Here is a 25,532-nt window from a genome sequence, read left to right on the forward strand (position 1 = left end):
CCGGGCGGTTTTGCCTAAATCCGATTTATTTACCAGACAACTGCTGTCTTAACCCAACCCCATTGTGTCTTCTTCTTCTGATTCTGCACCCTTGCCCCGGCGACTGGGATTCTGGCAGGCTACGGCCCTGAATATGATCGATATGGTCGGCATCGGGCCATTTGTGGTGCTGCCACTGGTTATTCACACAATTGGCGGGCCGCATTTTCTCTGGGCCTGGATTTTAGGAGCGGTTATTTCGCTGATCGACGCGCTGGTCTGGTCGGAGTTGGGGGCGGCTTATCCGCAGGCCGGCGGGAGCTACAATTTCCTCAAAATTGCGTATGGCGAAAAACACTGGGGCAAGATGGTTTCGTTTCTCTATGTCTGGCAAACCATGATTCAGGCACCGTTGGTGGTGGCATCGGGTGCCATCGGCTTTGCCCAGTATGCGTCGTATCTCATTCCGCTCGAAGGCTGGGAGCGCAAGGCAGTTTCCGGCGGTGTCGTCATCCTGATTACGTTGCTATTATACCGTAAAATTGAGTCCATCGGCCGAATTAGCATTCTCCTTTGGGTGTGCGTACTGGCTACGCTGGGCTGGATTATCTGGGGTGGTCTGACGGGTGGGACGCAGGCGGTTTCGCTGGCCTTACCCGCCGGCGAATCGCTGTCCGGACTGTTCGGTGCCGGTCTGGGAATTGCCTCCGTAAAAACCATTTATTGCTATCTGGGCTACTACAACGTGTGCCATCTGGGTGGAGAAATCCGCAATCCGTCGCGGAATATTCCGTTGAGCATGCTGGTTTCCGTCGTCGGTATTGCGGCTTTGTACCTGGCGATGAACTGGAGCGTCGTCAGCGTGATTCCGTGGCAGGAAGCGCAGCACAGCGAGTTCATTATCAGTGCGGTTATCGAGCGGTTGTATGGCTCGCGGGCGGGGACTATCGCTACGTTTATGGTGCTGATCGTGGCGTTTTCGTCGCTATTTGCGGTTTTACTGGGTTATTCGCGGGTACCGTACGCAGCCGCAGCCGATGGTCAGTTTTTCCGCATTTTTGCCAAACTGCATCCAACCCGTCAGTTTCCGTACGTTTCGCTCTTGTTTTTGGGTGCGTTGGGCTTCGGGTTCAGTTTGCTCTTTCGCTTATCAGATGTCATTACGGCGATTCTGGCGATGCGCATCGTGGTGCAATTTATCGGACAAGCCATCGGCTTGCTGCTCCTGCATCGACGCAAACAGGCGGCTCATTTTCCGTTTAAAATGCCGCTTTATCCCTTACCGGTTTTGCTGGCCATCGCCATCTGGACGTTCATCTTCATTTCGACCGGCTGGACGTTCATGCTGTCGGGTCTGACGGTCATTGGTCTGGGAATCATTGTCTTTATCATCACCGCCCGAATTCGGGGACAATGGCCGTTTGAACATACGGATCAACCCGTTACGCCCCTGGTGAACCCGAAGAAATTGTGAGCTGTTCGGCCAGACGTCCCCGCCAGAACTCGCGGCTGTAGACCCGCTGGAACGGCCAGTTTTTCAATTGCAATGCAAACGGCGTGTAGGCGTGGGCATCTTTCGGGCTGCTCTCGTAGTATAGATCATCGTCGGTCAGCAGCAATCCTTCGTATTGTTCGGCGGTTTTCCGGGTCAGATCTGCAAAGGGCAATTCTTCAATTAAACCGAGCTGAGGGTCTTTTAACGCATCTTTCAACAGGCGCGCGCCCGGAACGCGGTCGGTTTGGCGGGGCTGGGGCAAATACGCACCATCGGCCACCGACAAGGCGTATTCAAGGTATTGCTTCAGGATTTTAGGTCCGACGTTGGCCGTATTTTCAACCGAAAGTTGTTGCGGATAGATGCTCGTGACTACGTAGACCCGTTCGCGGGCCCGCGTGACGGCCACATTCAGGCGGTTTTCACCTCCTTTGGCGTTCAGGCTACCGAACTGCGCTGATAATCGCCCGCGCGGATCGGGTGCGTAACCGATGGAAAAAATGATCACATCGCGCTCGTCGCCCTGTACATTTTCAATGTTTTTGACGAAAGTTGTTTCCGAAGTTACGGTTTCGGATACGGTTTTTGGGTCCGATTCCGCACCGGTTTCCGGTTTCCCGTCCAAAACCGCCAGCGCGTTCTCTTCCAGCAATTCCTGAATCAGTTGCTGCTGCTGAAAGTTGAACGTTACCACGCCAATCGAGCGCCCCGGCAACTCGTCGGCCAGTTGATCGATCAGTTCGACCACAGCGCGGGCTTCGGTTTCGTTGGTATTATGTTCCCATACGCCTTTGACGTTCAAATACCGGATCGCGGGCTCCCGGCGATTAAGCTGTTGAAAATCAGGAAGCAGATGGAGCGAATTTTTGTAAAAAAGCCGGTTTGAGAAATCGATCAGATCAATCGAGCGGCTGCGGTAATGGCCGCGCAACTGGGTTTGCGGGAAATAGTGCGTCGCCAGATCGAGCAGCGATTCCACTTCCAGCTCGATCGGAATTTCTTCATTCGGCTCGGTTTCAAACCGGATACGGTACAAATCGCTCGGCTGAAGCTGCTTGCTGTCGCCGGTAATTACCACCTGTTTGGCGCGGTAAATCGCCGGAATACCATTTTCAGCAAAACACTGCGAGGCTTCGTCAAAAATCACCAGATCGAATAGCTCCGGTTGCATCGGAAAAATGGCCGACACCGATTCCGGCGACGCCATCCAGCAGGGAACCAACTGAAATACCTCGTCCGCATGTTGTTCCATCAGCTTCCGAACCGGCCAGATATTCCTTTTTTTTGTCACCTGATGATTCAATTCCCGGTACGTAACCAGGTTATTCAAGCGATTGAAAGCCAGATTCTGGTAGGCTCGTTCGCGGAGTTTGACCAGCAGAATCTGACGGCTCAGGGTCTGTTTTTTACGAACACCTTCCTGTAACACACTTTCTAACTGATTGATTTTTAACGATGAAACGCCACGCAAAATGGGGTGCTGCATTTCCACGTGTTCGATCCAGGCCAGATGCAGACTATTCAAAAACCGCTCCACAGAGAAGGGTTCGCCCAGCCGCTGAACAATTTCCCGTTCCGCCGTCGTAAAGTTTTCGTTCAGCCGATCGGTTTCAATCAGCAAATCGACATCACGTTCCAACGATCGAATCAACACATCGGTTTGGGTGGGTTCCTGCCACAGCCGCTGGATTTGCGATTCGCTCAAAAAGGATCGCCAGCGACCGAGTTGTGCCGCAACCTGACGACCGGTTTCCAGGAGTTGCCGGGCGGTTTTGGCAAAAATCGCGACGGTTTCCAGCCGGGCTTCGGGCAAGCTTGTCAGCCACGCAATGGCGTTCAGTCGCAAAACCGCTTCGAGCGCCTGACGGGCCAGCCGGACGGTTTGCTGTGCGTTCTCAGGCGTTACATCCTGGCCAATTTTCTGGCCGATCTGCTGACGAATGAGTTCAAACCGAATGCGACGCTGCACTTTCTCCAGCAAAACCGGCAGTGTTTCGTCGGAAAGCGCCAGGCCGTTGACGGCCGCGAGTTGTTGCAAACCGGTTTTATCTTTACTGAATAATCCCCAAACCGTTCGCCCGACAAACGACGAACGGCTTTCAATGGCCTCCTGCAACCGTTGCGCCGTGTTGGGCAAATCCGTTATGGACAGGCTTTTTTCGATACCTTTTCCGCCCAGGCAGTCGTTTAACTCCTGTTCAAGGTGCTCTAAATTAGTCGGTTCAAGGCTGAAAAGCGGATGGTTGGGCTGCTGTTGCAATCGCCGGACCCACTGCCAGCGTTGCGTTGACGGGTCGGCCTCCAGCAAGGTCAGCAAGGCCGTTGTTTCCCATTCGTCTTCCTGCACGGTTTGCCAGTCGGTCAGTGAAAACGAGCGAGTGGCCAGGTTCTGCGCCTGTTCGGTTACGGTTTTTACAAAAACCGGTAATTCACTCAGCAGCTTTTTGAGCGTCGGTAATTGGCCGAATGAAAAAGTCGCGAAGGAAACGCGGTCGGCCCACGGATGGCCGGGACCCAGCCGGTTCAGATAAGCACCGTATTCGTGCAATTTCTCCACAAAACCGGTGATGGAATTCGGCCGAAACTGGGTGTATAAATCGTTGATCGGGATGGTTTCGGCCGCTGGATCGCTGGTCAGGTACAATTGCTTGACCGAAACACCGGCTTCGGTTTCATCGAACAACGCTTCTTTGAACGTCTGCAACTCCGCCAGCGTCTGATCGATCCGGCGGCTTTCCTGATCAAAATTGCGTTCCAGCAAAATGGCATCCAGGCCGTAATTCTGTTTGCGGTATTCTTCGACGCGCTCAATCTGGCCGGCCAGTTGATCATACAACGCCTTGCGGTCGTTTTTGAAGTCGTGAATCAGGGCTGAAAAGGGTTGCATCCCTACCTGCCGCAGTCGTTCATAGACTACATCAAGGGCTGCCCGTTTCTGGCAAACCAGCAAAACACGCTTGCCCTGCGCGGCAAAATCAGCCATCAAATTCCCAATCAACTGGGATTTGCCGGTTCCCGGAGGCCCCTGCACCACCATCGATTCCCCGGTTTTGATCCGCCGAATTGCTTCCTCCTGCGACGCATCCAGGGCCAATGGCGTGTGCAGCGTTTCCTCGCGGATGGTGGGAAGAGGGGAGGAGGGGAGGAGGGGGGGAAGGGAGGAGGGGAATAGGGTCGCATTGGCTTCCCCTTCACTCCCTTCTTCCTCTCCTCCACCTCTCCCTTCCTCTCCTTCCAGCAAAACATCATAATCCGGTACTAAATACGAACCGGCTTGCGGAAAAATGCCCAAAACCGCTTCGGGCTGGAGTTTCAGCTCGCCGTTTCGCTCCAGTTTATCAAGGTCGGTTTTCTTGACCGCGTTGAACCACTGAAGCTGGTCGGTAAAAAGTTCCTGATTGAAATTGATTTCCAACGGGCTGGTTTTCAGCCATTCGTAGAGTTGCGTGCGAAAAACCGTAGCGTCTTTATCGTATTCATCCAGCGTGTGTTCCAGCACCGCATCGGGCAGGATATACTGATTATAATACGCATAGGCCATCAGAAAGCTGCGGTTGAGCGTGATGGATTCATCCTCCCGCCGAACCAGCATCCACTTGTTCGTCTGTTGCTGAAGATGAACCGGAAAAAAAATCAGTGGCGCGTGGATCACCGTACCATCGGCCAGCTTTCCGCGCACGAATGGATAGCCCACGTACAAATCTTCCGAACCGCGTTCTTCTTCGATAAACCGGTCGGTACGGGCAATTTTCCGGAGTTTTTTACTGACCTCGTTGCCTTTTTCCAACCGGCTGTCGAGTACGTCGCAGAGCGGAATGGCCGCTCGGCGGGCGATTAACTGGCGGATCAGTTCGAAGGATGATTTATTATTCAGAAAATCAATTTCGTGCAGATCCAGAAACTGCTCGACGGGCAGACTCGTCAGCAGCAGCGAACGGTTGCGGCTGCTGAGGTTGGTCAGGCGTTTCAGATAGGCTTTGAGAACGGTTTGGGGGAGTTGCATACGTACCCACGGATTAAAGTCCGTGTTTGGAAGAAATGAACTGATACCGGATTGGTAACGAAAAGAAACCGGGAAAGAATGCCCTGATCGCGCAAATGGCAAGAACAACTTCCCCGTGGCCTATGTACAAAACTACCCAAAAAGCCGTAAAAAAAGAATCCTTCCCGGCCCGGCAGAGGAGGTATCCAAACCGGCTATTTAGGGTCTATCCGGGCATAAATCGGGCTGATTGAGCCCTTTTGCCTGCTTTTGGGGCTGGATTATACGTTCCAAAGCCGTCCTGATGAACCAATAATTACCGCACAACTGATTGTGGTAAAATCGTACATTGAATGGCTATAAATGTATATTAAAACAACAAAATATTATTATAATATTGCGATATAATTATATAAGTCGCAATTGTTATCATAGATACTGTGCTTTTATCCTAACGGGAATCCTTCTTTAATCCATGACTTCTTTCGGTAAACACCTATTTAGTAAAATGATCGAGAGCAATCCAACACTGGGTGAAGGTCCTCATGGCTATTACTGGTCGGCTTCGCTTCGATTTTGCGAGTCGCTGATCAAGGATAAAGAGGAGGCCCAAAAGATGGTATGTACGGTGTTCAGCGATCTCAGCGATACCCCATCCGGACTCCGGATCTCCGATCCGAATTTCGAATCCCGCTTATTCATCATGCTGCGTACCCAGGTTTTTAACTACCTGAAAACCGCTGCAAAAAGGGAACTGGTCAGCGTCCATTGATTCAACTGAAGACGTCCGTCGTACGTATTTAATGATCGCTTTCTGTTGGTAATCTCGATGCCCAAAGAAGCGGTTTTGCCCTATAGAAAAAGCGGACCAGGTGGAGATTTTCTCCCGTGGTCCGCTTTTTTATTGCTGAATTTCTCTTGTTAAACCTGTACTTCTTCGGGTTTCTTTTCTTTTTCCGGAATCAGCCAGGACGCCAGAATACTGATGCCGAGAATGCCCACAATGATATACAATGAGTAAACCGTCTCAAAACCAATTGATTCCAGCCAGATGTGCAGAATCATTTTCAAACCGATGAAGGTAAGCAGGGCCGCCAGGCCGACTTTGAGGAATCGGAATTGACTCATGATACTCGACAGGAAGAAGAACATCGACCGCAGCCCCATAATGGCAAAAACGTTGGAGAAAAAGACGATATAGGGGTCTTTCGTGATCGAGAAAATAGCCGGAATCGAGTCAACAGCGAAGACTAAATCGGTGAATGCAACGACGATAACGACAATGAAAAGGGGCGTCACGAACAGCTTGCGGTCGGATTTCCGGCGGACAAAAAAGTGGTCGATCACGTTCCGGCGGTAGACGTTCATGTATTTAGCCGTCAGTTTCACTACCGGGTGGTTTTTCGGTTCCATCTGTTCATCTTCGTCTTTTTCGAAGAACAGCTTTACGCCGGTATACACCAGAAAAGCCCCAAAAATATAGATGATCCAATCGAACCGCTGCAGGAGGGCCGAGCCGACGAAAATAAAGATAAACCGCAGGACAATGGCCCCCAGAATTCCCCAGACCAGAATCTTTTTGTAGAACTTCTGGCGTACGCCGAACGACGCGAAAATCATGATGAATACAAAGATGTTATCGGCGGATAAGGAGTATTCGACCAGATAACCGGTGATGTATTCGAGCGCCATGTTGTTCTGGAAAATTGCCAGACTCTGCTCAAAATTGCCCGGAACCAGTTTAAGGTGTTCGGCGTAGCGGCTCCGGATTTCTTCCAGCCGGGCCATATCGGTGATGCCGTGAACGAGGTAGCCGTAATTTTTAATGAAAAAGTAAAAACCGACCGACAATGCCACCCAGATCGCACTCCAGGTTCCGGCTTCCTTAAAACTGACAACGTGGCTTTTCTGCTTCGTAAACGCTCCTAAATCGAACGCCATAACCAACAGAACAAAGAGCGCGAAGCAGATAAAAAATATGGTTTCGTAACTCATGAGTCGTTAATTCAATAAAAATTGGGATAGAATGAGCAATTGGGTTTCAGAATCTGAATTGAGTTAAACATTCTGCCGGTAGATCAGCAAGTTGTAAAAACAGTTGCCGATTCGGTGCTGAATTTTATTGCAATATAGCTCTATTAAGTAACAGGTGATGATGCCCGTTGATTCCTTATTTTTACAAAAAGGGTTCAGCGCCGGGATTCGGCGGATTAATGGAAAAATAAAGCGTTGATTGGTTGATAATCTGAACTGGGATTCCGCAGATTAAAACGGTTCGCCGTAGCGGGATTAACTGGGATAGCTGCCGCAATCTTATTCTGAAATCTTTTATATCCTCTTAATCCTTTAATCCGCGGAATCCGAGTTCAAGATGCTTTATAGCGGTTTTTTCTACGGGCGGTTTTGCCGGCACAATTTCCAGAATCATCGATTCGAGCGTGAGACCGGGGCCAAAAGCACAGCTCAGGATGTGGCCCGCTCCCGGTTCCCGCAACAGGTGATTTCCGATTTCTTTCAGGACAAACAAAACCGTTGCCGACGACATATTGCCGTATTGCCGCAACACCTCGTAAGCAAAGCGGTTTTCGGCCGGATCGATGCCGAGTTGCTGCTCAATCACTTCCAGAATTTTGCGGCCACCGGGGTGCATGGCGTAGTAAGTGATGTCTTCGATGGCGAGTCCGCTGCGCTCCAGCAACCGGGAAAGGGTTTTTCCGATGCCTTGCCGGATGACGGTCGGCACCTCGGAGGTGAGCGTCATTTCAAAACCGTGGTCGTTGATGATCCAGCCCATGTCGCTTTTTCCTTCCGGCAACAGGTCGCAAAAGAACGTCCGAAGTCGGAAAGAAGGCCCCGGTTTTTCCGGATGCGGCTCCGATTCGACGAGAACAGCCGCGGCTCCGTCGGCGAAGAGGGCGTTGGAAAGGAGATGGTCGTCATCGGGTTTTTTCTGAAAATGGATCGTACAAAGTTCCAGGCAAACGATCAGGACACGCGCCGATGGATCGGCACGAACGAACGCATCGGCGGTTTTCAGTGCGTTGAAGGCGCCATAACACCCCATAAAGTTGATGGCCGTTCGCTGAACGGTAGTCGGAAGCTGGAGGGCTTCAATCAGGTCAATATCCAGACCCGGCGCATACATCCCGGTGCAGCTGACCGTAATCAAATGGGTAAAACCGCTGGGGTGGCGGGTCCGGTATAAATCCTGAACGGCGGCCACGGCCAGCGGCAGGGCATCCTTTCGATAACGTTCCATCCGCGCTCCGACCGTTGGAAAAGGTTCGAGATCCGGGGTATTCGGAAAAAATGTATATTCACCCGGAGATGCACCATAATCGGGCAATACCGAATGTCGCCGGTCGATTCGGGTCAGGCGATACAAGGCCTGGAGTTTCCGGCGGTTGGGGGCATCGAGTTGGAGAGCCTCCGCCATAAACGAAGCGATTTGCATCTGCGAGAAACCGTGCTGCGGTATGGCGGTACCGATGGCGGTGATGTAACTATCCATGTAGTCCTGTTCATTGTTACCGGAGCGATCCGAATCCGTCTCAATCCTTTGCTATAACCACTGCTTCCCAGTAATGTTAGACTTTTCGATGATGAAATCCCAATCCTTCTTATCCATTTTTCCGGTATGACTGTCCGCACCGTCTGGCTCCATTTGCGGGTGCCGTTTTCATTTTTTTTGTTACCGGTCTTTCTGTTTGCGCTGAGTCAGTCGGCTGCGCTTCGTTTGGGGACGCTGGATTGGGGGCGGGTGGTGGTAATCTGGGCGGTTATTCACCTGCTGCTTTATCCGGCCAGCAATGCCTATAACAGTTATTTTGACAAAGACGAAGGCAGCATCGGGATTCTGGAGGTTCCTCCACCGGTCGATAAAGAGCTGTTTTACGTCGCCTGGCTGCTGGATGTCCTTGCGTTGGTAATTGGCGTCTGGATCGGCTGGCCTTTTGTCGTTTACCTGCTCATCTACGGACTGATTTCCAAGGCCTATAGTCACCCGGCGATTCGGTTGAAAAAATACCCGATCATCAGTTGGCTCGTTATCGGGTTATTTCAGGGCGGTTTTACGTACCTGATGACCTTGCAGACCGTTGATAACCTGCCGATTAAAGAATTGCTAAACGCCCGACCTTTGCTGGCGGCCCTGCTTTGCACGCTGAATCTGTTGGCTATTTACCCCATTACGCAGGTGTATCAGCACGACGAGGACGGCCGTCGCGGTGACCTGACGATGAGCCGTTTGCTGGGCGTCCGCGGCACCTTTCTGAATGCGGTTTTCTGGTTTACGCTGTCATTGGGCGGCTTTTACCGGTATTTTGAAGGGGCTGCGGTTTTTTGGTTACTACCGCTCTGTTTTCTGCCGGGTGTTGTTTATTTTTTGTTCTGGACGCTTCGGGTCTTTCGCGACGATCGGGCGGCTGATTTCCGCTCTGCAATGCGAATGACGCTGCTGGCGGGCACGGGTCTCAATCTTTTCTTCGTTTTTGTTTTGATTTTAACCGGTTCATAATCAGAACCGAAAATGGGTATTTAGAAAATAAGATCGATTTTTTTCAAAAAAGTACTTGCCAAACGTCGCAGACCCGTTATATTTGCATCCACAAAACGCCAACGTTCTGGCGAATGCGAAAGTAGCTCAGCTGGTAGAGCGCGACCTTGCCAAGGTCGAGGTCGCGGGTTCGAACCCCGTCTTTCGCTCAAAAGCACCCACCGCGGTGCTTTTTTTGTAAAATGTGGTTACGTCCACGCCGGGATGGCGGAACAGGTAGACGCGCAGGACTTAAAATCCTGTGGGCAGTAATGTCCGTACGGGTTCGATTCCCGTTCCCGGTACCCAACCTCTCTAACAAGGGAAAACAAAAGAAACAAAAAGCTCTGATGATCAGGGCTTTTTGTGTTTGGCCCCCTCGGTTCACCTGGAAAAATTAAGAATACGTTCGTGAGTACTATAGTCATCCGGAGCAGAAAAGGAATGTAGCTGACCTTTTCGGAAGGGGCTCTGATCGTCAAAACCAAGGTGTTGAAAGACTCCGCCTGCTAGTCAGCTGCACGCATCATTGAGTAAATTCCCCCATTTAGCCCCTTTACCAGAAGTCTCCTTTATACTGATCGAAGAATGACGGGAAGGCCAGGTCAGACTCTCTATATACATTAAGCAGCTGTTTGATCCCAGTTAAAAGATCAAATTGGGGTAAGTACAGCGCACGTTCACTGACTTTTTCTGAAAGTAATAATGATTAAGCGCACTCGAATGACGAAGCATCTCCTCCTGACGTTCCTCTTATCAATCACAGCATTGATGACACAGGGGCAGAACAAAGGTTCGCTTGAAAACGTAGTGATTACCTCTCAAAAAGAGAAGACCCGGGTGTATACGGAAAACGGGGAATTACGTGTGAACGTATCCCCGAAGGATGTGGCCAGACTGAAAGCCGCCGGATTGGTGCGGTACAGCGACTTTGGGGCCAGGGGCAATGGCAAAACCGATGATAGTGAGGTGATTGCTGCGGCCCATGCCGTTGCCAATCGGTACGGTCTTTCGGTGAAAGCCGACGAGGGTGCGACGTATTACATTGGTGGGAAAGAGCGCCCGGCGGTTATTCAGACGGACACGGATTTTGGCACGGCAGCCTTCATCATCGATGATACGGAAGTGGAAAACCGCAATGCTTCGATCTTCACGGTTAGTTCGGACTTTAAACCGTTTAAACTGGAAACGATAACCTCTCTGAAGCGGAACCAGGAGAAAATAGACGCGTCCTTGCCCGGCCCCTGTCTGATCACGGTCACAAATGCGAACGTTAAGCAGTACATCCGGTTTGGGCTCAACCAAAATAACGGTTCTTCGCAGACCGATATTTTTGTGGTCGACAAAACCGGTAAGGTCGATAAGAACGCTCCGATCATCTGGGATTTCGACCAGATTACGGAAATCTCCGCACTACCTATCGACGAAAAACCGCTGAAAATTACCGGAGGGCGTTTTACTACCATTGCCAATAAGGCCGAATCAAAGTATACTTATTACGACCGGAACATCGCGATCAGGCGCTCCAATGTCCTGGTTGAGGGGCTGGAACACCGCATCACGGGCGAAGGAGACCACGGGGCGCCCTACAGCGGTTTTATCAACATCGGGGACTGCGCCCACGTAACGGTCAGGAATACCGTCCTGACCGGGCACAAGATGTATAGCACCATTGGCGCGGCCGGTAAGCCGGTTTCCATGGGGACGTACGACCTTCTGGCCAACCGCGCCCTGAATGTATCTTTCGTGAATTGCACCCAGACCAACGACATCAACGACAATACATACTGGGGCATTCTGGGCTCCAACTTCTGTAAAAACATGCTGTACGACCATTGTACACTTTCCCGGTTTGATGCCCATCAGGGGGTTGCCAACGCCACCATTCGCAACTCGACCCTCGGACACATGGGGATCAATGCAATTGGCAGCGGCCTCTTACTGGTGGAGAACTCGACCATTCGCGGCAGGAGCATCGTCAACCTGCGCTCCGACTACGGCAGTACCTGGCAGGGCGAGTTGGTGATTCGCAACTGTCAATTTGTACCGGCCGACGGCAAACCCGTCAGTGCTCCCCTGATCAGCGGTTTTTATTCGGGTCAGCATGATTTCGGTTACACCTGCTACATGCCGGAACGAATCACCATCGAAAATCTCCGTATCGACGACTCCCGCCATCCGGACAATTACCAGGGACCGGCTATTTTCGCCAATTTCAATCCGGACATGACAGACAATTCTTACCAGGAAAAATTCCCGTATGTCAAAACCAAAGAAGTCATTCTTCGGAACGTAACGACTGCCAGCGGAAAAACGCTGAGAATCAGCGATAATCCGTTTATGTTCCGGGATGTAAAGGTGAATGCCGGGCAATAATATTCTATTGATTCGTAAATCGTTTTATCCTACGGTATGATGTAAAATAGCAGGCAGTTCCCACTTTTAGCGAGCGTTTTCACCCGGCTTTGATGGTGCGAACAGGATATGATTTGAAAACCTCGATCCGCAGCAGGGTCTTCCTGACCGTCTTTTTCTTCCTTATCGGGATGGAACTAAGGAACTAAACCGGCGGATTCGTTCTCAATTGGGGCTGTGCAACAACTTAGGGAGGCTGTTGCACAACTTTTCTGCTTAAAAGGAAGGATTGAATAGGGGAATGGTTCATCAAGGTCGGATCACTTGCCCGGTATTAGCCCCAAACACACTTTTCCGGAATCCGTATTCCAGTTGTTTCATGGTAGTGGGTATTTCCCCCGGGAAAAACGGGAAATAGTGTGGCGAATTTTCAATCACGGTGGGACTCACGGCATTAATACGAATGCCCTTTTCCAACTCAATGGCAGCCGCCCGAACAAACCCTTCCACCGCTGCATTGGCCGCCGAAGCGTTGGCAAAGTTCTTTTGGGGTTCGTGGGTTACGGCTCCCGTGATGAGGGTGAACGATCCTTTGGGATTGATGTAATGCTGGCCAATGAGCACTAAATTGATTTGCCCCATCATCTTGCCTTCCAACCCATTCCGAAATTCCTTCGCGGTCAGGTTTTTCCAGGGACCAACGTACGTGGGACCTGCCGTACAGATCAGAGCGTCGAAGGCCCCGACTTTCTGGTACATGTCTTCGATGGACGCTGGCGATGTAAGATCCACCTGAATGGCACTGCGACGGCCAATTCCGATGACTTCATGCTCTTTTTCAAAGGCATTGGAGAGGTAGCTTCCCATCGTGCCGGAAGCTCCTACGATAATTATTTTCATGGTGTTGTATGTATGAAGTATTCTGAATTAAAAGGAGACGGATTGCCGATTTGGATGCATCGGTCCTGCATCGTCAATGCAGGAAATGGGTTGTATTTGACGAGTTGATGGGGCGGTTTTCCCAGCTGTAGTTATTTTTCCCAGTGAAATTAAAACCGTTATCCTTTCTTTTCGGTCTGATTCCGGGGTCGTTTTGAAACGACCAGGCTAATAGCGAGCAGGCGGTTATACCGTTTTACATCGTTGGAAATGGTAACGAATCCATAGCCGTAACGGGCATCGAGCGTAAGGTGAGTGCTCTTGACTTTAAAGTTGTAACCAACACCCGCCTGAACACCGGCATCCCACCGTTTAAACTCACCCGGAGACGTGCCAAATGAAAGCTTCGTGGATGAGCCTGGCGTCTCTTCAGTACCCTCCAATTTTAAGCGGCCTCCCAGCGTATAAGCCGCATAGGGACCGGCATTGAGATAAAACCGGTGGAGGTGTAAACGCGCCAGGACGGGCATCTCCACCGAATAAAGCCGAATGGTTGACCGGTTGTTGGTGAGCCCATTATTTTCTTTCAATATTCCCCCTTTCATGGCGAAATAAAGCTCCGGTACGAGCGAAAAATGAGGGTTAATGGCGGCCTGATAGGATGCGCCGATCTGCAATCCTTTAAAGTCTTTTTTGTGTGATTTTAATTCCTTATTTAAGCTTCCATAATTGAAGTTTGTGGTTAGGGAATTGAATGAAATGCTAAAACGGTTTTCCTGAGCGAAGGTCGCAGTTGAAATGGCCATAAACAGTGCCGTGGCCGTTAAAAAAGAGATGCTTGATTTGATGTGAGCGTACATGTCTATCTGTTTTATTGATTATTTGAATGGTTGATTAAATGAAAATTTGAATGCGCATTAATTGCTCCTTGTGGTGTATTGGATGCTGAAACCTCTGACAATAAAGACGTTAATTTTGTCTTTCCTTCTGATTGTAAGGGTAATACTCGTCCTGACTTCCTGAGCGGAAGGTTTTTTTGTTCGCTTCATTTTTTTAGATGGTATGAGTTGGGAATGCTTCGGTAAGAGTTGTAAGATTTGTCAACCACTTGCGTAAAAGTAGTACCTGTTGACAGCGGTTTGATAGGACAATGCTTTACTTTACTAGCACTTATTTCAATTAAAATACTCGAATAATGTGAGTTGACGTTTTAACTTTCGGTTCACTATGCTGATTTAACACAGGATAAAGTGGTTTGTAAACAATAAACTGAAAACGACTAACTACTTATGGTTTTTTCTTTTGGGTAATTGCCCGTGCTTACTGCCCTTTTTCAGCTACTTTTCGAATGAGAAATTCCACCACGGGAACTCCCACAAATAGCATCCAGGGAACGAGCGTAATCGTCAGAATAAAGGTTCGTTGATACAGAGGCAACTCCGACAGTCCTTCGCCAAAAAGCGACAGGAAAAGGGTGATGGACGGGTAAATGACAACCCAGATTTTCAGGGCGGCTACAAACTTTGTTTTTGCTTTCATGATCTATGCTTTTGGAACGATGATCGAATCGCCAGCAAAAGTAGATCGGAAAGCAAAGGGGGAGATAGGACGATTTTTTAGTTGGATGGTACTTCTTTGAAGTTCTTCCGGAAAGCGTCGGGAGAATAGCCCGTGTGCTTCTTAAAAAACCGGATGAAGTAAGACGGATCCTCGTAGCCCAGGTGCCAGGCAATGTCTTTAATTTGGTTGGGCGTTGCCAGCAAATACCGCTTTGCCTCCAGCGTGATCTGCTCGGTGATTAAGTCGGCCGTTGTTTTGCCAACGGTTGCTCTGGTGATGGCATTCAATTGGAAAACCGAAAGGTTGAGCAGCGCGGCATACTGGGAAACACGCTTGATTTGGGTGATGTTGGTTTCTAACAGCCGGAGCAACTCCTCGTAGCGTTCCTGGGTGTAGGTGTTTACGCCGGCCGAAATTCGTGCTGGATGCTGGCTTTGCCTGGCTAACTCAATGACAAACAGGTCGAGGGTCGCTTTTATGGCTTCCATATAGCCATCTTCCTGGGCGGTAAACTCATTGAAAATAGCCGACAGGAAGAAAAACAGTTTTTTGAAGCGGTTTTCGTCAACTTCACAAACGTTTTTGTTCGTGACTTTCTTCCACTTCTGTTCGGTAAAGCTGCTTTTGGGCTGATAAAACGACGGGTCGAATTCCACTAAATACCCCGAAGCATCGGCGGTCAGCTGAAGTTGGTGGACCTGACCGGGACGAAGAATGAACAGGGCATGCTGAGCAATAGCGTATCGGACAAAGTCAATTTCATGGAAACCCTGCCCTTTTTCTAAGGCCAGAAAGAAATAGAAATCGTGTTTGTGCAGGTCGTGTACTAAATCCGCTCCGTTAAGGACCGATTGAATATCCCGAATGCTAAACCGACCCGTATAGCTTTGCTGCTGATGGGAAGTCGTAATATGTCTGATCGGAATGGCCTTCATTATTGCCTTAAATAAGGTTCTAACTTGCTGACATCAAAATAGATAGCTTCTTATCCATAAAGAAAGGAAAAATTGCAATACTCCTTTTACGAAATTTCAATAATTCACCAAGATTTTGTGCCCCCGGGCTTTCTCCGTTTCACATGTGGCAATAGCCGTAGCGACGTTCTCCCGGTTTCTCGATGTATACGTACAGGCAAGACTTGTATTCAGTCAAGATGGTTTCCATGAGTTCGATTTTATGCGATTCGTATCCTCAATACATTTACCTTTAGACGATGGATCGGATGATCAAAGCATACGGCGTCAAACCGATCAGAACGAATGACTGCTATAGCCCTGTTTCTTACTCGATGAAATCAATCCATAGTTCGTACGATGCCCTGATCATTGGCTTCGGCAAAGGAGGCAAAACACTGGCGGCTTACCTGGCCAATCAAGGCTGGACCGTTGCTTTGGTGGAGCAGTCTCCGCTGATGTATGGAGGTACCTGTATCAACATTGCCTGCATCCCGACCAAATTCCTGATTCATAATGCCGAAATGGGCGTTCCCTATCCGGAGTCGATTGGCGAAAAGGATCAACTGATTGCGGCCCTCCGGCAACGGAATTTTAATCTGGTTGATCAGTCGCCCAACGCGACGGTTATTACGGGGAAAGCCGCTTTCGTATCTCCGCACCAGGTTTCCGTTCGGCTGGCGGATACGGCAGAAGAGATCCGGATCGAAGCTGAGCGGATTTTTATCAATACCGGTGCCAGCCCCCTTATTCCGGCGATTCCGGGTATCGGGCAAAGTCAACGGGTTTTTACCAGCACAACCCTCATTCAGGAAACTCAACTTCCTAACGAACTGGTCATTATCGGCGGAGGATACATCGCGCTGGAATTTGCCGGAATGTACGCCCAATATGGTGCCACGGTTACCATTCTGGATCGATCCACCCGGTTTTTGCCCCATGAAGATCGGGACATGGCTGATGCGGTCCGGTCCGTTCTACTGGCTCAGGGCATTCGGATTGAGCAAGGAGCAAGCGTGGACGAAATTATTCCGGGCCACACCGGTCAGGACACGGTTGTTTATCACACGCCCGAAAAAGAACAACAGCAAATTCAGGCTTCTGCCATTCTGGTAGCAACCGGTCGGCAACCCTATACCGAAGGATTGAACCTTTCGGCGGCTGGCGTGGAGCAGGATGCAAAGGGCTATATCAAGGTCAACGAGCTCCTTCAGACCAATGTGCCGCACATCTGGGCGATGGGCGATGTAAATGGTGGCCCCCAGTTTACGTACATTTCACTGGATGATTTTCGGATCATCCGGAGTCAATTCTCCAACCTTGACCGGCATACCCTGCTCGATCGTGGTCAGGTGGCGTTTAGCTTATTCATCAGCCCTCCTTTCTCCCATGTCGGACTGCGCGAACACGAAGCACAGACGAAAGGCTATCGCACCCAAGTAGCCACCTTACCGGCCGCTTCGATCACGCGCGCCCAGGTTTTAAAAGAAACCGCCGGGTTGTTAAAATGTGTGGTTGATGCGGATACGAATCAAATTCTGGGGTGTACCCTTTTTTGTGCTAACTCCAGTGAATTGATCAATCTGGTTCAGCTGGCCATGCGCGCCCGGTTCGCGTATACGGTTTTGCGGGATACCATTTACACCCACCCTTCCATGAGTGAAGGACTGAACGATCTTTTCGGTAAATTGAAATAAACCCCGCTGGAATGCTATTTCCCGGCTGATTTTGGGGCTATTGGGGGCCTTTGGAACAGATGTTATCGTATTTGGAACAAGCGTTATCGTCGGGCGGTTTTTCTTCTCCTAGGTTTGCAGGCAAGTGTTTTCGCTAAACCTGCCCTTTCTATGATCCGTTATTTTTCCTGCCGGTTTCCGATTGCCCCGGCGTCTGTGCCGAACCGGCAATCCCGCCCGGTACCCGCCCGTACACCTAACGATTACCTACTCTTTTATTCAATTTTAGCATGAAAAAAGTATTGCGCATCCTGGCCATCGTTCTCGGAGTTGTTGTGTTGCTGGTCGTTGGTGGCATTGGCTACGTCAAACTCGCGCTGCCCCAGGTGGGCCCGGCCCCCGAATTAACCGTGCAGGCCGACTCCGCCCAAATTGCCCGGGGCGGATACCTGGCCAACCACGTTGCCGTTTGTATCGACTGCCATTCGCAACGGGATTGGAGCCGCATTGCCGGGCCAATTGTGCCGGGGACGGAAGGAAAAGGGGGCGAACCCTTTACCCACGACATCGGCTTTCCGGGAAACTATTACGCTAAAAACCTGACGCCAACCCACCTGAGCGACTGGAGCGACGGCGAAATTTACCGCGCCGTCACAACCGGGGTGAGCAAAGACGGCCACGCGTTGTTCCCGGTGATGCCGTATCTGAATTACGGACAAGTGGATCCGGAAGATATTAAAGCGGTTATTGCCTACGTCCGGACGCTGAAACCGATCGAAAACCCGTCCATTCCAAGCTCGGAGTCCGACTTTCCGATGAATCTGATCATCAACACGATACCCGCCAAAACCGCCGGAAGCAAACGCCCCGAACCGGCGGATTCGGTGGCTTACGGAAAGTACGTGCTGACGTTTGCCGGTTGCGGAGAATGCCATACGCCGGTCGATGACAAAGGCCAACCCCTGCCGGGCATGTCAATGGCTGGTGGACGGCCGTTTGCCATGCCGCCGGGCGTGGTTCGCTCGGCCAACCTGACCCCCGATTCGGAAACCGGGATTGGCAAATGGACCAAGGAGGCTTTTATCGCGCGTTTCAAAGCGGCCGAAAAAGATGACTTTAAACATCCGATTTCCCTTCAACACGACGAATTTAACACCGTCATGCCCTGGCGGATGTATGCCGGCATGAGTGAGCAGGATTTGGGAGCGATTTTTTCGTACTTAAAAACCGTAGCTCCTGTAAAAAATACGGTGACTTTATTCACGCCAAAAGGAAAAGAAGTAGCCGCCCGTTAAACCCAAAGACCCACTCCTCGGTGGGTCTCCTGGTTTTCATTTTCCAGACGGAGAACCGGAGAATTCCGGTCATATTGCCAGGGGTTTATCGAAGTTCTGATTTTCGCAGGAGTGAAGTACGTTCACATATTGTAACCACTTGAAAATTCCCGGTAGCTAAGAGTTCTGGCTCAATTCGGGTTTCAAAAACAATATTCGGACAACAGGTACGTAGTGGGGGTAATCACAAGACTCACCTGCACAATGAGCGTTACTCCCAAACCCAACCGGTATTACGTCGTTCAGAAAGAACCGGTTTTGCTAACGGCAGCCCTCCTGAAAGGGCTTCAATCGCCGGATATTCCCCAGCCAATCAAACTGACCAAACCGTGGTTGCTGGCCTTCGGATTTCAACCCGATAAATCCACGAACTTCTGGAGTCTGGAAAATGCCCGGCTGGTGGCCGGCATGAATTGCTGGCTGTGTACCAAAAGCCGTCGGTATATTCAGTACGTTCACGAGCTTCAGGACCTGTTTGAAGAGCAATTTCGCGAAACGACACTGGTGCTGAAGTCCCTTAATTTTTACGTCTCCGGCGCGGTATAGCAAACGGCTTACCCGACATACAAAACCCCGACAAAGGTGCCTGGGCCTGTAAGCCTGTTATCCTGGTATATGAAGTATTGAGGAAGGAAATAGCGGGTTTTAGTCTTCGTCGCCCGTGTTTTCGGTCGCTGCGTCGCTGACAACCTGGTACAGGCTGACCAGATCATCGGTCGAAAGTTCGTCCAATTCGACATCCAGATCATCACCAAAACGAATGGTCAGCGGATCGCTTTCGTCATCATTCAGCGTCAGGGACGTAAGTTCCAGATCGGATTCGTTCAGCGTCAGCGGCAAAAACCGCAGGTCGAATTCGGAAGCATCGGCGTCCTCGCCCAATTCTGTCACCACTTTTACGATGGCGTTCTTGATGGTCGTGCGAAAATCATCCAGCCGGTAAACCAGATCGTCGGCGGTTGGCAAGGCGGAAAAATCAGGAGTAGCCATAGTAATGAAGGAGTTAAGAGATGTTTTTCGGTTCAGCTATCACGGGGCGAAATTGCGGTAAATCCCCGGATTCCGGTCACTGGTTGAGGTTATGGTTTCGTGAAGTTTTGAAAGAGAGTAAAGAAGTAAGACCAGAGAATAAAGACAAATACGGTCGGTCCGGTCTCTATTCTCTGGTCTTATTTCTTTTATCCCACCTAAGTATCTTTTCATTTTTTAAAAAAATAATCTTAAAACGAAGGTTAAGATTGGATTAAAAACCGCTCTTGTTACTATAGCATCTGTAACTATGAGTAAACGGCTACCTTCGGAAGAAGCACAACAATTGTGGCAGGAATACCGGGCGGGCGACATGTATGCCCTCGCTAAAATCATGCAGAGTTATTACGCCGATCTCTTTCACTGGGGAATGCGCCTGCAGGCCGACCGGGAATTTGTGAAAGACTGCATTCAGGAGCTTTTTTTAAACCTCTGGAAACACCAGAAAACCGTTCGATCAGTCGAAAACGTGCGGGCGTATTTGCTCGTCGTACTCAAATCCCGTATCCTGCGCGAGCTTTCCAGAAAACACACCACCCACCAGTCGACACTCTCGGAAGAATATGCTTTTTCGGTCGAATTTGCCGCCGATGTCCAGTTGATCGAGGAGGAGAACGAAGTATACCAAATCCGCAAACTGGAACACGGAATCAGTCATTTACCCGAACGTCAGAAAGAGCTGATTTACCTGCGGTTTTACCAGAACCTGAGTTTCGAGCAAATCGCGGATGTCATGCACCTGGGTCGCCAGTCCGTTTACAACCTGCTCCAGAAATCCCTGATCAGCCTGCGGAAAAACTGGCCGGTGAGCTGCCTGGCACTTCTTATTCAGTTTACGGTTTACGGTTTTCAGTTTACGGTAGCTGGCGTGTGCTAGCTGTCGCACGAATAGCACGCGCGGGGAACCGCGCCGTAAACTGAAAACCGTAAACCGAATACCGGAAAAACTATGAAAAACTACCATACCTATAAAGTGGAGGACTTTATTCAGGACGAGGATTTTCAGGACTGGGTGCAGGGTCGTGGGAATCGGGAATCGTTCTGGCGATCGTTTCTTCAGAAGTATCCCGATAAACGGGAGGCTTTTCAACAGGCCGAGCAATTTATTCGGGCGGCCAACGTGGCTCCCGAACGACTCAGCGAAGCGGAAATCCGGAAAGAAACGGAAGTATTCATTGAAAATGCCAGTGCGTATATACCAAACCGTCAGCCTGGAGTAGCGGTTTTTCAGGATGAACAGTCGCCTGTTTATACCTTCCGTTGGGTCCTGGCCGTTGCCGCCGTTTTCGTGGTTGTAATGGGTTTTGGCTGGTATTTTACTACGAATAAACTGGAACCAACGGCAACTAAGCTGTCCGATAATCCGGTTAGTCAACTGGTCGAAACCACCAACGATACCCAGCATTTACTGCGGGTAGTACTCAACGACAGTTCGGAAGTGTTGCTGAGCCCCAAAAGCCGCCTGCGGTATCCGTCGCAGTTTTCCGGAAACGCCCGGATCGTGTATTTGCAGGGCGAAGGCAGCTTTTCGGTGAGGCACCAGCACCAGCCGTTTATGGTCTATACCGGCGAGATGATTACGCAGGTTCTCGGCACCCGGTTTGTCGTGAAAGCTTTCGACCGCGATCAGAAAATGACGGTACAGGTCATTTCCGGCAAAGTGTCGGTGTATAAGAAAAAACCGGCCCAGGTTCCGGATAACAAAGAAGTTAATGGGCTGATTCTGAATGCTAATCAGGCCGCCATTTTTGAAAAAAGCGACGGAAACCTGACCAAGACGCTGGTGGCAAAACCGCTGCCGATTGAGAAACGAGCCAAAGAAATTCCTTTTGTCTATGATGAAGTGCCCTTGCCCGTGATTCTGCGGGAGCTGGAAAAGAGCTACGGAATTCCGATCCAGTTCGACGAACAGACGTTTGCCACCAGTAAAATCACCGCCATTCTGTCGAGCGAGTCGCTCTACGAAAAGCTGGATTTGCTCTGCAAGGCATCGTCGGCGAGTTACGAAATCACAGATGGTCAAATTGTCATCAGCCGAAAGGGATACCGATAAATCCTAAACCCTAAAAAAGAATTGGCAGTGACGAAGCCACTGCCAACTGGTCGATTCACTGAGTGTCGCTCGCCAAAGTAACCGCTCAGGGAAAAGCGTTCCGAAAACAGAACTAGTCAACCTTAACAAAACTATGAAAAAACACCTTGCCGGACAACTCTGGTTGAAGCTTATGCGGTTTTCATTAACACAAAGTTTGGTTATGTTATCGCTGGTGGGCGTGTCGTTTGCCCATCCGAGTAACGCTCAGGAATACCTGAGCCGACGCCTTACGTTACATGCTGATAACCAGGACATAAAAAGGGTATTGGCGGATATTGAAAAAGCGACAGATGTGCAGTTCGTCTACAGTTCGCAGGTGATCGAGAAGCGGCAGAAAATGAGCATTCAGGCCACGAACTCGACGCTGGAAGAGGTGCTGGTGAAATACTTCAAACCGCTGCCGGTCAACTACGAACTGGTCGGCCGGAAGGTAGTTTTGTCGGCCAGTACGACCTCCGCCTACGAGACCGGTTTTGTCGATCTTATTGAAAAAGCCGCAACGCTGGCACCCAAACGGATGCTGTCCGGCAAAGTGACCGACGAGAAAAATCTGGGGCTTCCGGGTGTTACCATCCTCATCAAAGGTTCATCGCGGGGAACGACGACCAACGCCAGTGGCGCGTTTCAGTTGGATGTGCCGGATGCGGACGCGGCTTCGACGGTGCTGGTTTTCAGTTATGTCGGTTACGAAAGCAAGGAATTGACCGTCGGGAATCAGACCAATCTGCAAATCTCGCTGACGCCGGAAAGCAAAGCCCTGAACGAAGTGGTGGTAACCGCATTAGGGATTAAAAAACAGGCTAAAAGTCTGGGTTACGCGACGGCAACGGTCGGTTCGGAAGAAATGACCATCAACCGCACGGCCAATTTTATGAACGCTTTGCAGGGAAAAATGGCGGGCGTTAACATCACTCCCCTCGGAGCGGGACCTGCCGGAACCAGTAAAATCCGGATTCGCGGGCAGTCGTCGTTTGGCGGCAACAACTCCCCGCTGATCGTCGTTAACGGCGTACCGATCGACAACACGAACTACGGCGCGCGGGGAGACGTGTCGGACCGGGGCAGCAACCGGACCTCCGATAGCGGGGACGGTTTAAGCAGCATCAACCCGGATAACATCGAAACCATGACGGTTTTGAAAGGAGCGGCTGCCTCGGCACTTTATGGCTCGCGGGCGAAAGACGGCGTCATCATGATCACGACCAAAACCCGCGGAACCGGCAGCGGCATCAACCTGGAATACAACACCAATTTTACGTCCGACACGCCATTGGATTACACGGATTATCAGTACGAATACGGTCAGGGAGAAAACGGCGTCCGTCCTACCACGCCGTTCCCGACCTCCGGCCAGTGGAGTTTTGGCGAAAAATTCCAGCCCGGCATGACGCAGGTCTTGTTTGATAACGTCACCGTTCCGTACGAACCGCAACGGCATCAGATCACGGATTTCTACCGGACCGGCGGCACCTGGACCAACACGCTGACGCTGTCGTCCGGTGGTGAAAATGGCGGTTTTAGCCTGTCCATTGCCAATCTGGACAACAAGAACATTTATCCCGGTTCGAGCTACAACCGGAAAAACATCAACCTGGGCTTCACGCAGACGCTGGCGAAAAAGCTGACGGTGTCGGGTAATATCAACTATTCCAAAGAGTTTCGGAAGAATCCGCCCAACATTGCCGAGCAGGATTTCAGCCCGGTAATTATTTTCAGCATGGCAAACTCCATGCCGCTGGATATTCTGGAAAAATACGCGACAGATGCGAACGGCAACGAAACCGTCTGGTCGCGGTTTACAAACCGGACCAACCCGTATTTTGCGCTGAAACGCTTTGAAAACATCAACACCGACCGGGTTTTCGGGAACCTGACGGCAAAATACAATTTCACGAACTGGCTGTTTTTGCAGGCCCGGATCGGTCAGGACTTCTACGCCCGCGAACAGGAATACAACCTGCCGACCGGCACGCAGCGCCAGCCCGCAGCCCCCGCCGGTTTTGTCAACGGACAGTATGTGCAGGATGTCCGCACGGTTCGCGAGTTGAACGCCGATTTCCTGCTGAATGCCAACAAAACCTTCGGCGTGTTTGGCGTGAATGTGAATTTGGGGGGCAACCAGATGTACCGGAAAATCAGCCGTCACAACGTGCTGGTGCAGGATTTCTACACCCGTGGCTTGTATACAATTGGCAACGGACGGCAGCGTGACGCCATTTATGATTTGTCGGAACGGCAGGTAAATTCGCTGTATGCGTCGGCGGAAGTTTCATTCAAAGACTATTTATTCCTGAACGGAACGGCCCGAAACGACTGGTTTTCAACCCTGTCGCCCGCCAACCGCAGCATTCTGTATCCATCGCTCACCGCCAGTTTTGTCTTTTCGCAAGCCTTTGCCAACTCGCTGCCAACCTGGCTGACATTCGGCAAAATCCGGGCGGCCTACGCCGAAGTGGGCAGTGATACGGATGTGTCGCCCTACGCCAATAATTTGTTCTACGGCATTAATTCCCAGCAGTTTCCGGGCCCCAGCGGAACCGCCCAGCCGTTGGCGAGCATCAGCGGAACAACGGTTCCAAATGCCAACCTGCGCCCGATGCGGGTTTCCGAAAAAGAGATTGGTCTGGAGTTGAAACTGTTCAATAACAACGTCGGGCTGGATTTGACGTATTACGACAAGCTGTCGTCCGATCAGATTCTGCGCGCCCAGACGTCCGACGCGGGCGGTTATCAAACCCAGTTGATCAACGTGGGAAAAAGCAGTAACAAAGGGCTGGAAATGATGGTGACGCTAAATCCGGTTAAACGGACGAATTTTACCTGGAACGCCATTTTCAACGCATCCTACAACGTCACGAAAGTGCTGGATCTCGGTTCGAGCGTCAGCGACAACATGATCACCGTCGGAACCGGCGATTTCAGTGGCGAACTCCGTCAGGTCGTTGGTTTGCCGATGGGTCAGTTGTTCGGTTTCGGGTACCTGCGGGATGCGCAGGGTCGGCAGGTGTTCGACGCCGGAAACGGCCGGCCGTTGCGCACGGCGACGCAAATCAGTTTCGGGAGCGCGATTCCCAAATGGGTGGGCGGTATTACCAACAGCTTCAATTACAAAGGCGTCAACCTCTCGTTCCTGATCGATTTCAAACTGGGTCATAAGATGATTTCCGGTACCAACCACAACGCCTGGCGGCACGGTTTGAGCAAGGAGACGCTGGTGGGCCGGGAGCAGGGCTATGTCATTGGCGACGGCGTCAATCCGAACGGCGAAGTCAACAAAACGCAATCGGGCGTGCAGGCATTTTACGAAACCGTTCGTTCGCAGAACATTGCCGAGCAGTTTGTTTACAACGCCGGTTTGTGGCAGTTGCGGCAGATTTCAATCGGCTACGACTTCACCAAATTCATTCCGACGGGTGCCAAATTTATCAAGGGATTGCGGTTGAATGCCGTCGCGAACAACGTGGCAGTTATCAAGAAATGGGTGCCGAATATCCACCCCGAGCAGTTCGGTTTTCCGTCGGATAACCTCGTCGGTCTCGAAGCCACCGGTCTGCCCATCACGCGAAGCATTGGTTTTAACCTGAATGTCAAGTTTTAGTAAAAGTTATTTCGCGGAGTTAAGCGGAGTTTAAAGAGTTAAACAGAGAAAAAATAACTCCGC

The 25,532-nt window shown here is 50.7% G+C and carries 18 protein-coding genes and 2 tRNA genes; 12 read left to right on the top strand and 8 right to left on the bottom strand.

Annotated elements, in window-relative coordinates; genetic code table 11:
- The first annotated feature begins 64 nt into the window (after positions 1-64).
- Positions 65-1,453, top strand: coding sequence for an APC family permease (locus EHT25_RS14395; RefSeq protein WP_229311540.1), 1,389 nt, complete (start codon positions 65-67; stop codon positions 1,451-1,453).
- Here EHT25_RS14395 and EHT25_RS14400 read toward each other — a convergent pair.
- Positions 1,422-5,477, bottom strand: a complete 4,056-nt coding sequence (locus EHT25_RS14400) for an AAA domain-containing protein (protein WP_124875597.1) — start codon at positions 5,475-5,477, stop codon at positions 1,422-1,424. The two genes, EHT25_RS14395 and EHT25_RS14400, sit on opposite strands and share 32 nt — an antisense overlap.
- 454 nt (positions 5,478-5,931) lie before the next feature.
- On the opposite strand from EHT25_RS14400, the gene EHT25_RS14405 reads away from it, so the two are divergent.
- Complete coding sequence (locus tag EHT25_RS14405; protein WP_124875599.1) at positions 5,932-6,228, top strand: hypothetical protein; 297 nt, start codon at positions 5,932-5,934, stop codon at positions 6,226-6,228.
- Positions 6,229-6,377: 149 nt separating this feature from the next.
- Here EHT25_RS14405 and EHT25_RS14410 read toward each other — a convergent pair whose 3' ends face one another.
- Both EHT25_RS14410 and EHT25_RS14415 read right to left on the bottom strand, forming a co-directional pair.
- Positions 6,378-7,451 carry a TerC/Alx family metal homeostasis membrane protein gene (locus tag EHT25_RS14410; protein ID WP_124875601.1) on the bottom strand — a complete coding sequence of 358 codons (1,074 nt, stop codon included), beginning with the start codon at positions 7,449-7,451 and terminating at the stop codon, positions 6,378-6,380.
- 343 nt (positions 7,452-7,794) lie between these two features.
- On the bottom strand, positions 7,795-8,967 hold the full coding sequence (locus EHT25_RS14415; protein ID WP_124875603.1) for a type III polyketide synthase: 1,173 nt from the start codon (positions 8,965-8,967) through the stop codon (positions 7,795-7,797).
- A 126-nt stretch (positions 8,968-9,093) separates the two neighbouring features.
- On the opposite strand from EHT25_RS14415, the gene EHT25_RS14420 reads away from it, so the two are divergent.
- The 4 genes from EHT25_RS14420 (at position 9,094) to EHT25_RS14435 (ending at position 12,366) form a co-directional block, all read left to right on the top strand.
- Positions 9,094-9,972, top strand: coding sequence for a UbiA family prenyltransferase (locus EHT25_RS14420; RefSeq protein ID WP_124875605.1), 879 nt, complete (start codon positions 9,094-9,096; stop codon positions 9,970-9,972).
- A 115-nt stretch (positions 9,973-10,087) separates the two neighbouring features.
- Positions 10,088-10,160: transfer RNA gene (locus tag EHT25_RS14425), tRNA-Gly, on the top strand.
- Positions 10,161-10,209: 49 nt separating this feature from the next.
- Positions 10,210-10,295 (top strand) — tRNA-Leu (locus EHT25_RS14430).
- Between the two features lie 418 nt (positions 10,296-10,713).
- Positions 10,714-12,366 (top strand): hypothetical protein, encoded by a 1,653-nt coding sequence (locus tag EHT25_RS14435; protein WP_124875607.1) that lies wholly within the window; start codon positions 10,714-10,716, stop codon positions 12,364-12,366.
- 288 nt (positions 12,367-12,654) lie between these two features.
- Here EHT25_RS14435 and EHT25_RS14440 read toward each other — a convergent pair whose 3' ends face one another.
- The 4 genes from EHT25_RS14440 to EHT25_RS14455 form a co-directional block, all read right to left on the bottom strand.
- Complete coding sequence (locus EHT25_RS14440) at positions 12,655-13,245, bottom strand: short chain dehydrogenase (protein WP_124875609.1); 591 nt, start codon at positions 13,243-13,245, stop codon at positions 12,655-12,657.
- Positions 13,246-13,403: 158 nt separating this feature from the next.
- Positions 13,404-14,084 (bottom strand): porin family protein, encoded by a 681-nt coding sequence (locus EHT25_RS14445; protein WP_262707829.1) that lies wholly within the window; start codon positions 14,082-14,084, stop codon positions 13,404-13,406.
- A gap of 460 nt (positions 14,085-14,544) precedes the next feature.
- Positions 14,545-14,763 carry a putative antibiotic biosynthesis monooxygenase gene (locus EHT25_RS14450; protein ID WP_124875613.1) on the bottom strand — a complete coding sequence of 73 codons (219 nt, stop codon included), beginning with the start codon at positions 14,761-14,763 and terminating at the stop codon, positions 14,545-14,547.
- 77 nt (positions 14,764-14,840) lie between these two features.
- Positions 14,841-15,719 (bottom strand): AraC family transcriptional regulator, encoded by an 879-nt coding sequence (locus EHT25_RS14455; protein WP_124875615.1) that lies wholly within the window; start codon positions 15,717-15,719, stop codon positions 14,841-14,843.
- A 353-nt stretch (positions 15,720-16,072) separates the two neighbouring features.
- Between EHT25_RS14455 and EHT25_RS14460 the strand changes: the two genes are divergently transcribed.
- The 3 genes from EHT25_RS14460 to EHT25_RS14470 all read left to right on the top strand — a co-directional run bounded on the left by EHT25_RS14460 (position 16,073) and on the right by EHT25_RS14470 (position 19,293).
- Entirely contained in the window at positions 16,073-17,434 is a 1,362-nt protein-coding gene (locus EHT25_RS14460; protein WP_124875617.1) for an FAD-dependent oxidoreductase, read from the top strand.
- A 269-nt stretch (positions 17,435-17,703) separates the two neighbouring features.
- Positions 17,704-18,708, top strand: a complete 1,005-nt coding sequence (locus tag EHT25_RS14465; protein WP_124875619.1) for a c-type cytochrome — start codon at positions 17,704-17,706, stop codon at positions 18,706-18,708.
- Between the two features lie 243 nt (positions 18,709-18,951).
- Positions 18,952-19,293: a hypothetical protein gene (locus EHT25_RS14470; RefSeq protein ID WP_124875621.1), complete on the top strand. Its 342-nt coding sequence runs from the start codon at positions 18,952-18,954 to the stop codon at positions 19,291-19,293.
- Positions 19,294-19,392: 99 nt separating this feature from the next.
- Here EHT25_RS14470 and EHT25_RS14475 read toward each other — a convergent pair whose 3' ends face one another.
- Complete coding sequence (locus EHT25_RS14475) at positions 19,393-19,737, bottom strand: hypothetical protein (protein ID WP_124875623.1); 345 nt, start codon at positions 19,735-19,737, stop codon at positions 19,393-19,395.
- A 289-nt stretch (positions 19,738-20,026) separates the two neighbouring features.
- Between EHT25_RS14475 and EHT25_RS14480 the strand changes: the two genes are divergently transcribed.
- The 3 genes from EHT25_RS14480 (at position 20,027) to EHT25_RS14490 (ending at position 25,469) form a co-directional block, all read left to right on the top strand.
- Complete coding sequence (locus EHT25_RS14480; RefSeq protein WP_124875625.1) at positions 20,027-20,653, top strand: RNA polymerase sigma factor; 627 nt, start codon at positions 20,027-20,029, stop codon at positions 20,651-20,653.
- 72 nt (positions 20,654-20,725) lie between these two features.
- On the top strand, positions 20,726-21,829 hold the full coding sequence (locus EHT25_RS14485) for a FecR family protein (RefSeq protein WP_124875627.1): 1,104 nt from the start codon (positions 20,726-20,728) through the stop codon (positions 21,827-21,829).
- 133 nt (positions 21,830-21,962) lie between these two features.
- Positions 21,963-25,469 (top strand): SusC/RagA family TonB-linked outer membrane protein, encoded by a 3,507-nt coding sequence (locus EHT25_RS14490; protein WP_124875629.1) that lies wholly within the window; start codon positions 21,963-21,965, stop codon positions 25,467-25,469.
- The last annotated feature ends 63 nt before the right edge of the window (positions 25,470-25,532 follow it).

The sequence above is a fragment of the Larkinella rosea genome (assembly GCF_003858635.1).
Lineage (GTDB): Bacteria > Bacteroidota > Bacteroidia > Cytophagales > Spirosomataceae > Larkinella > Larkinella rosea.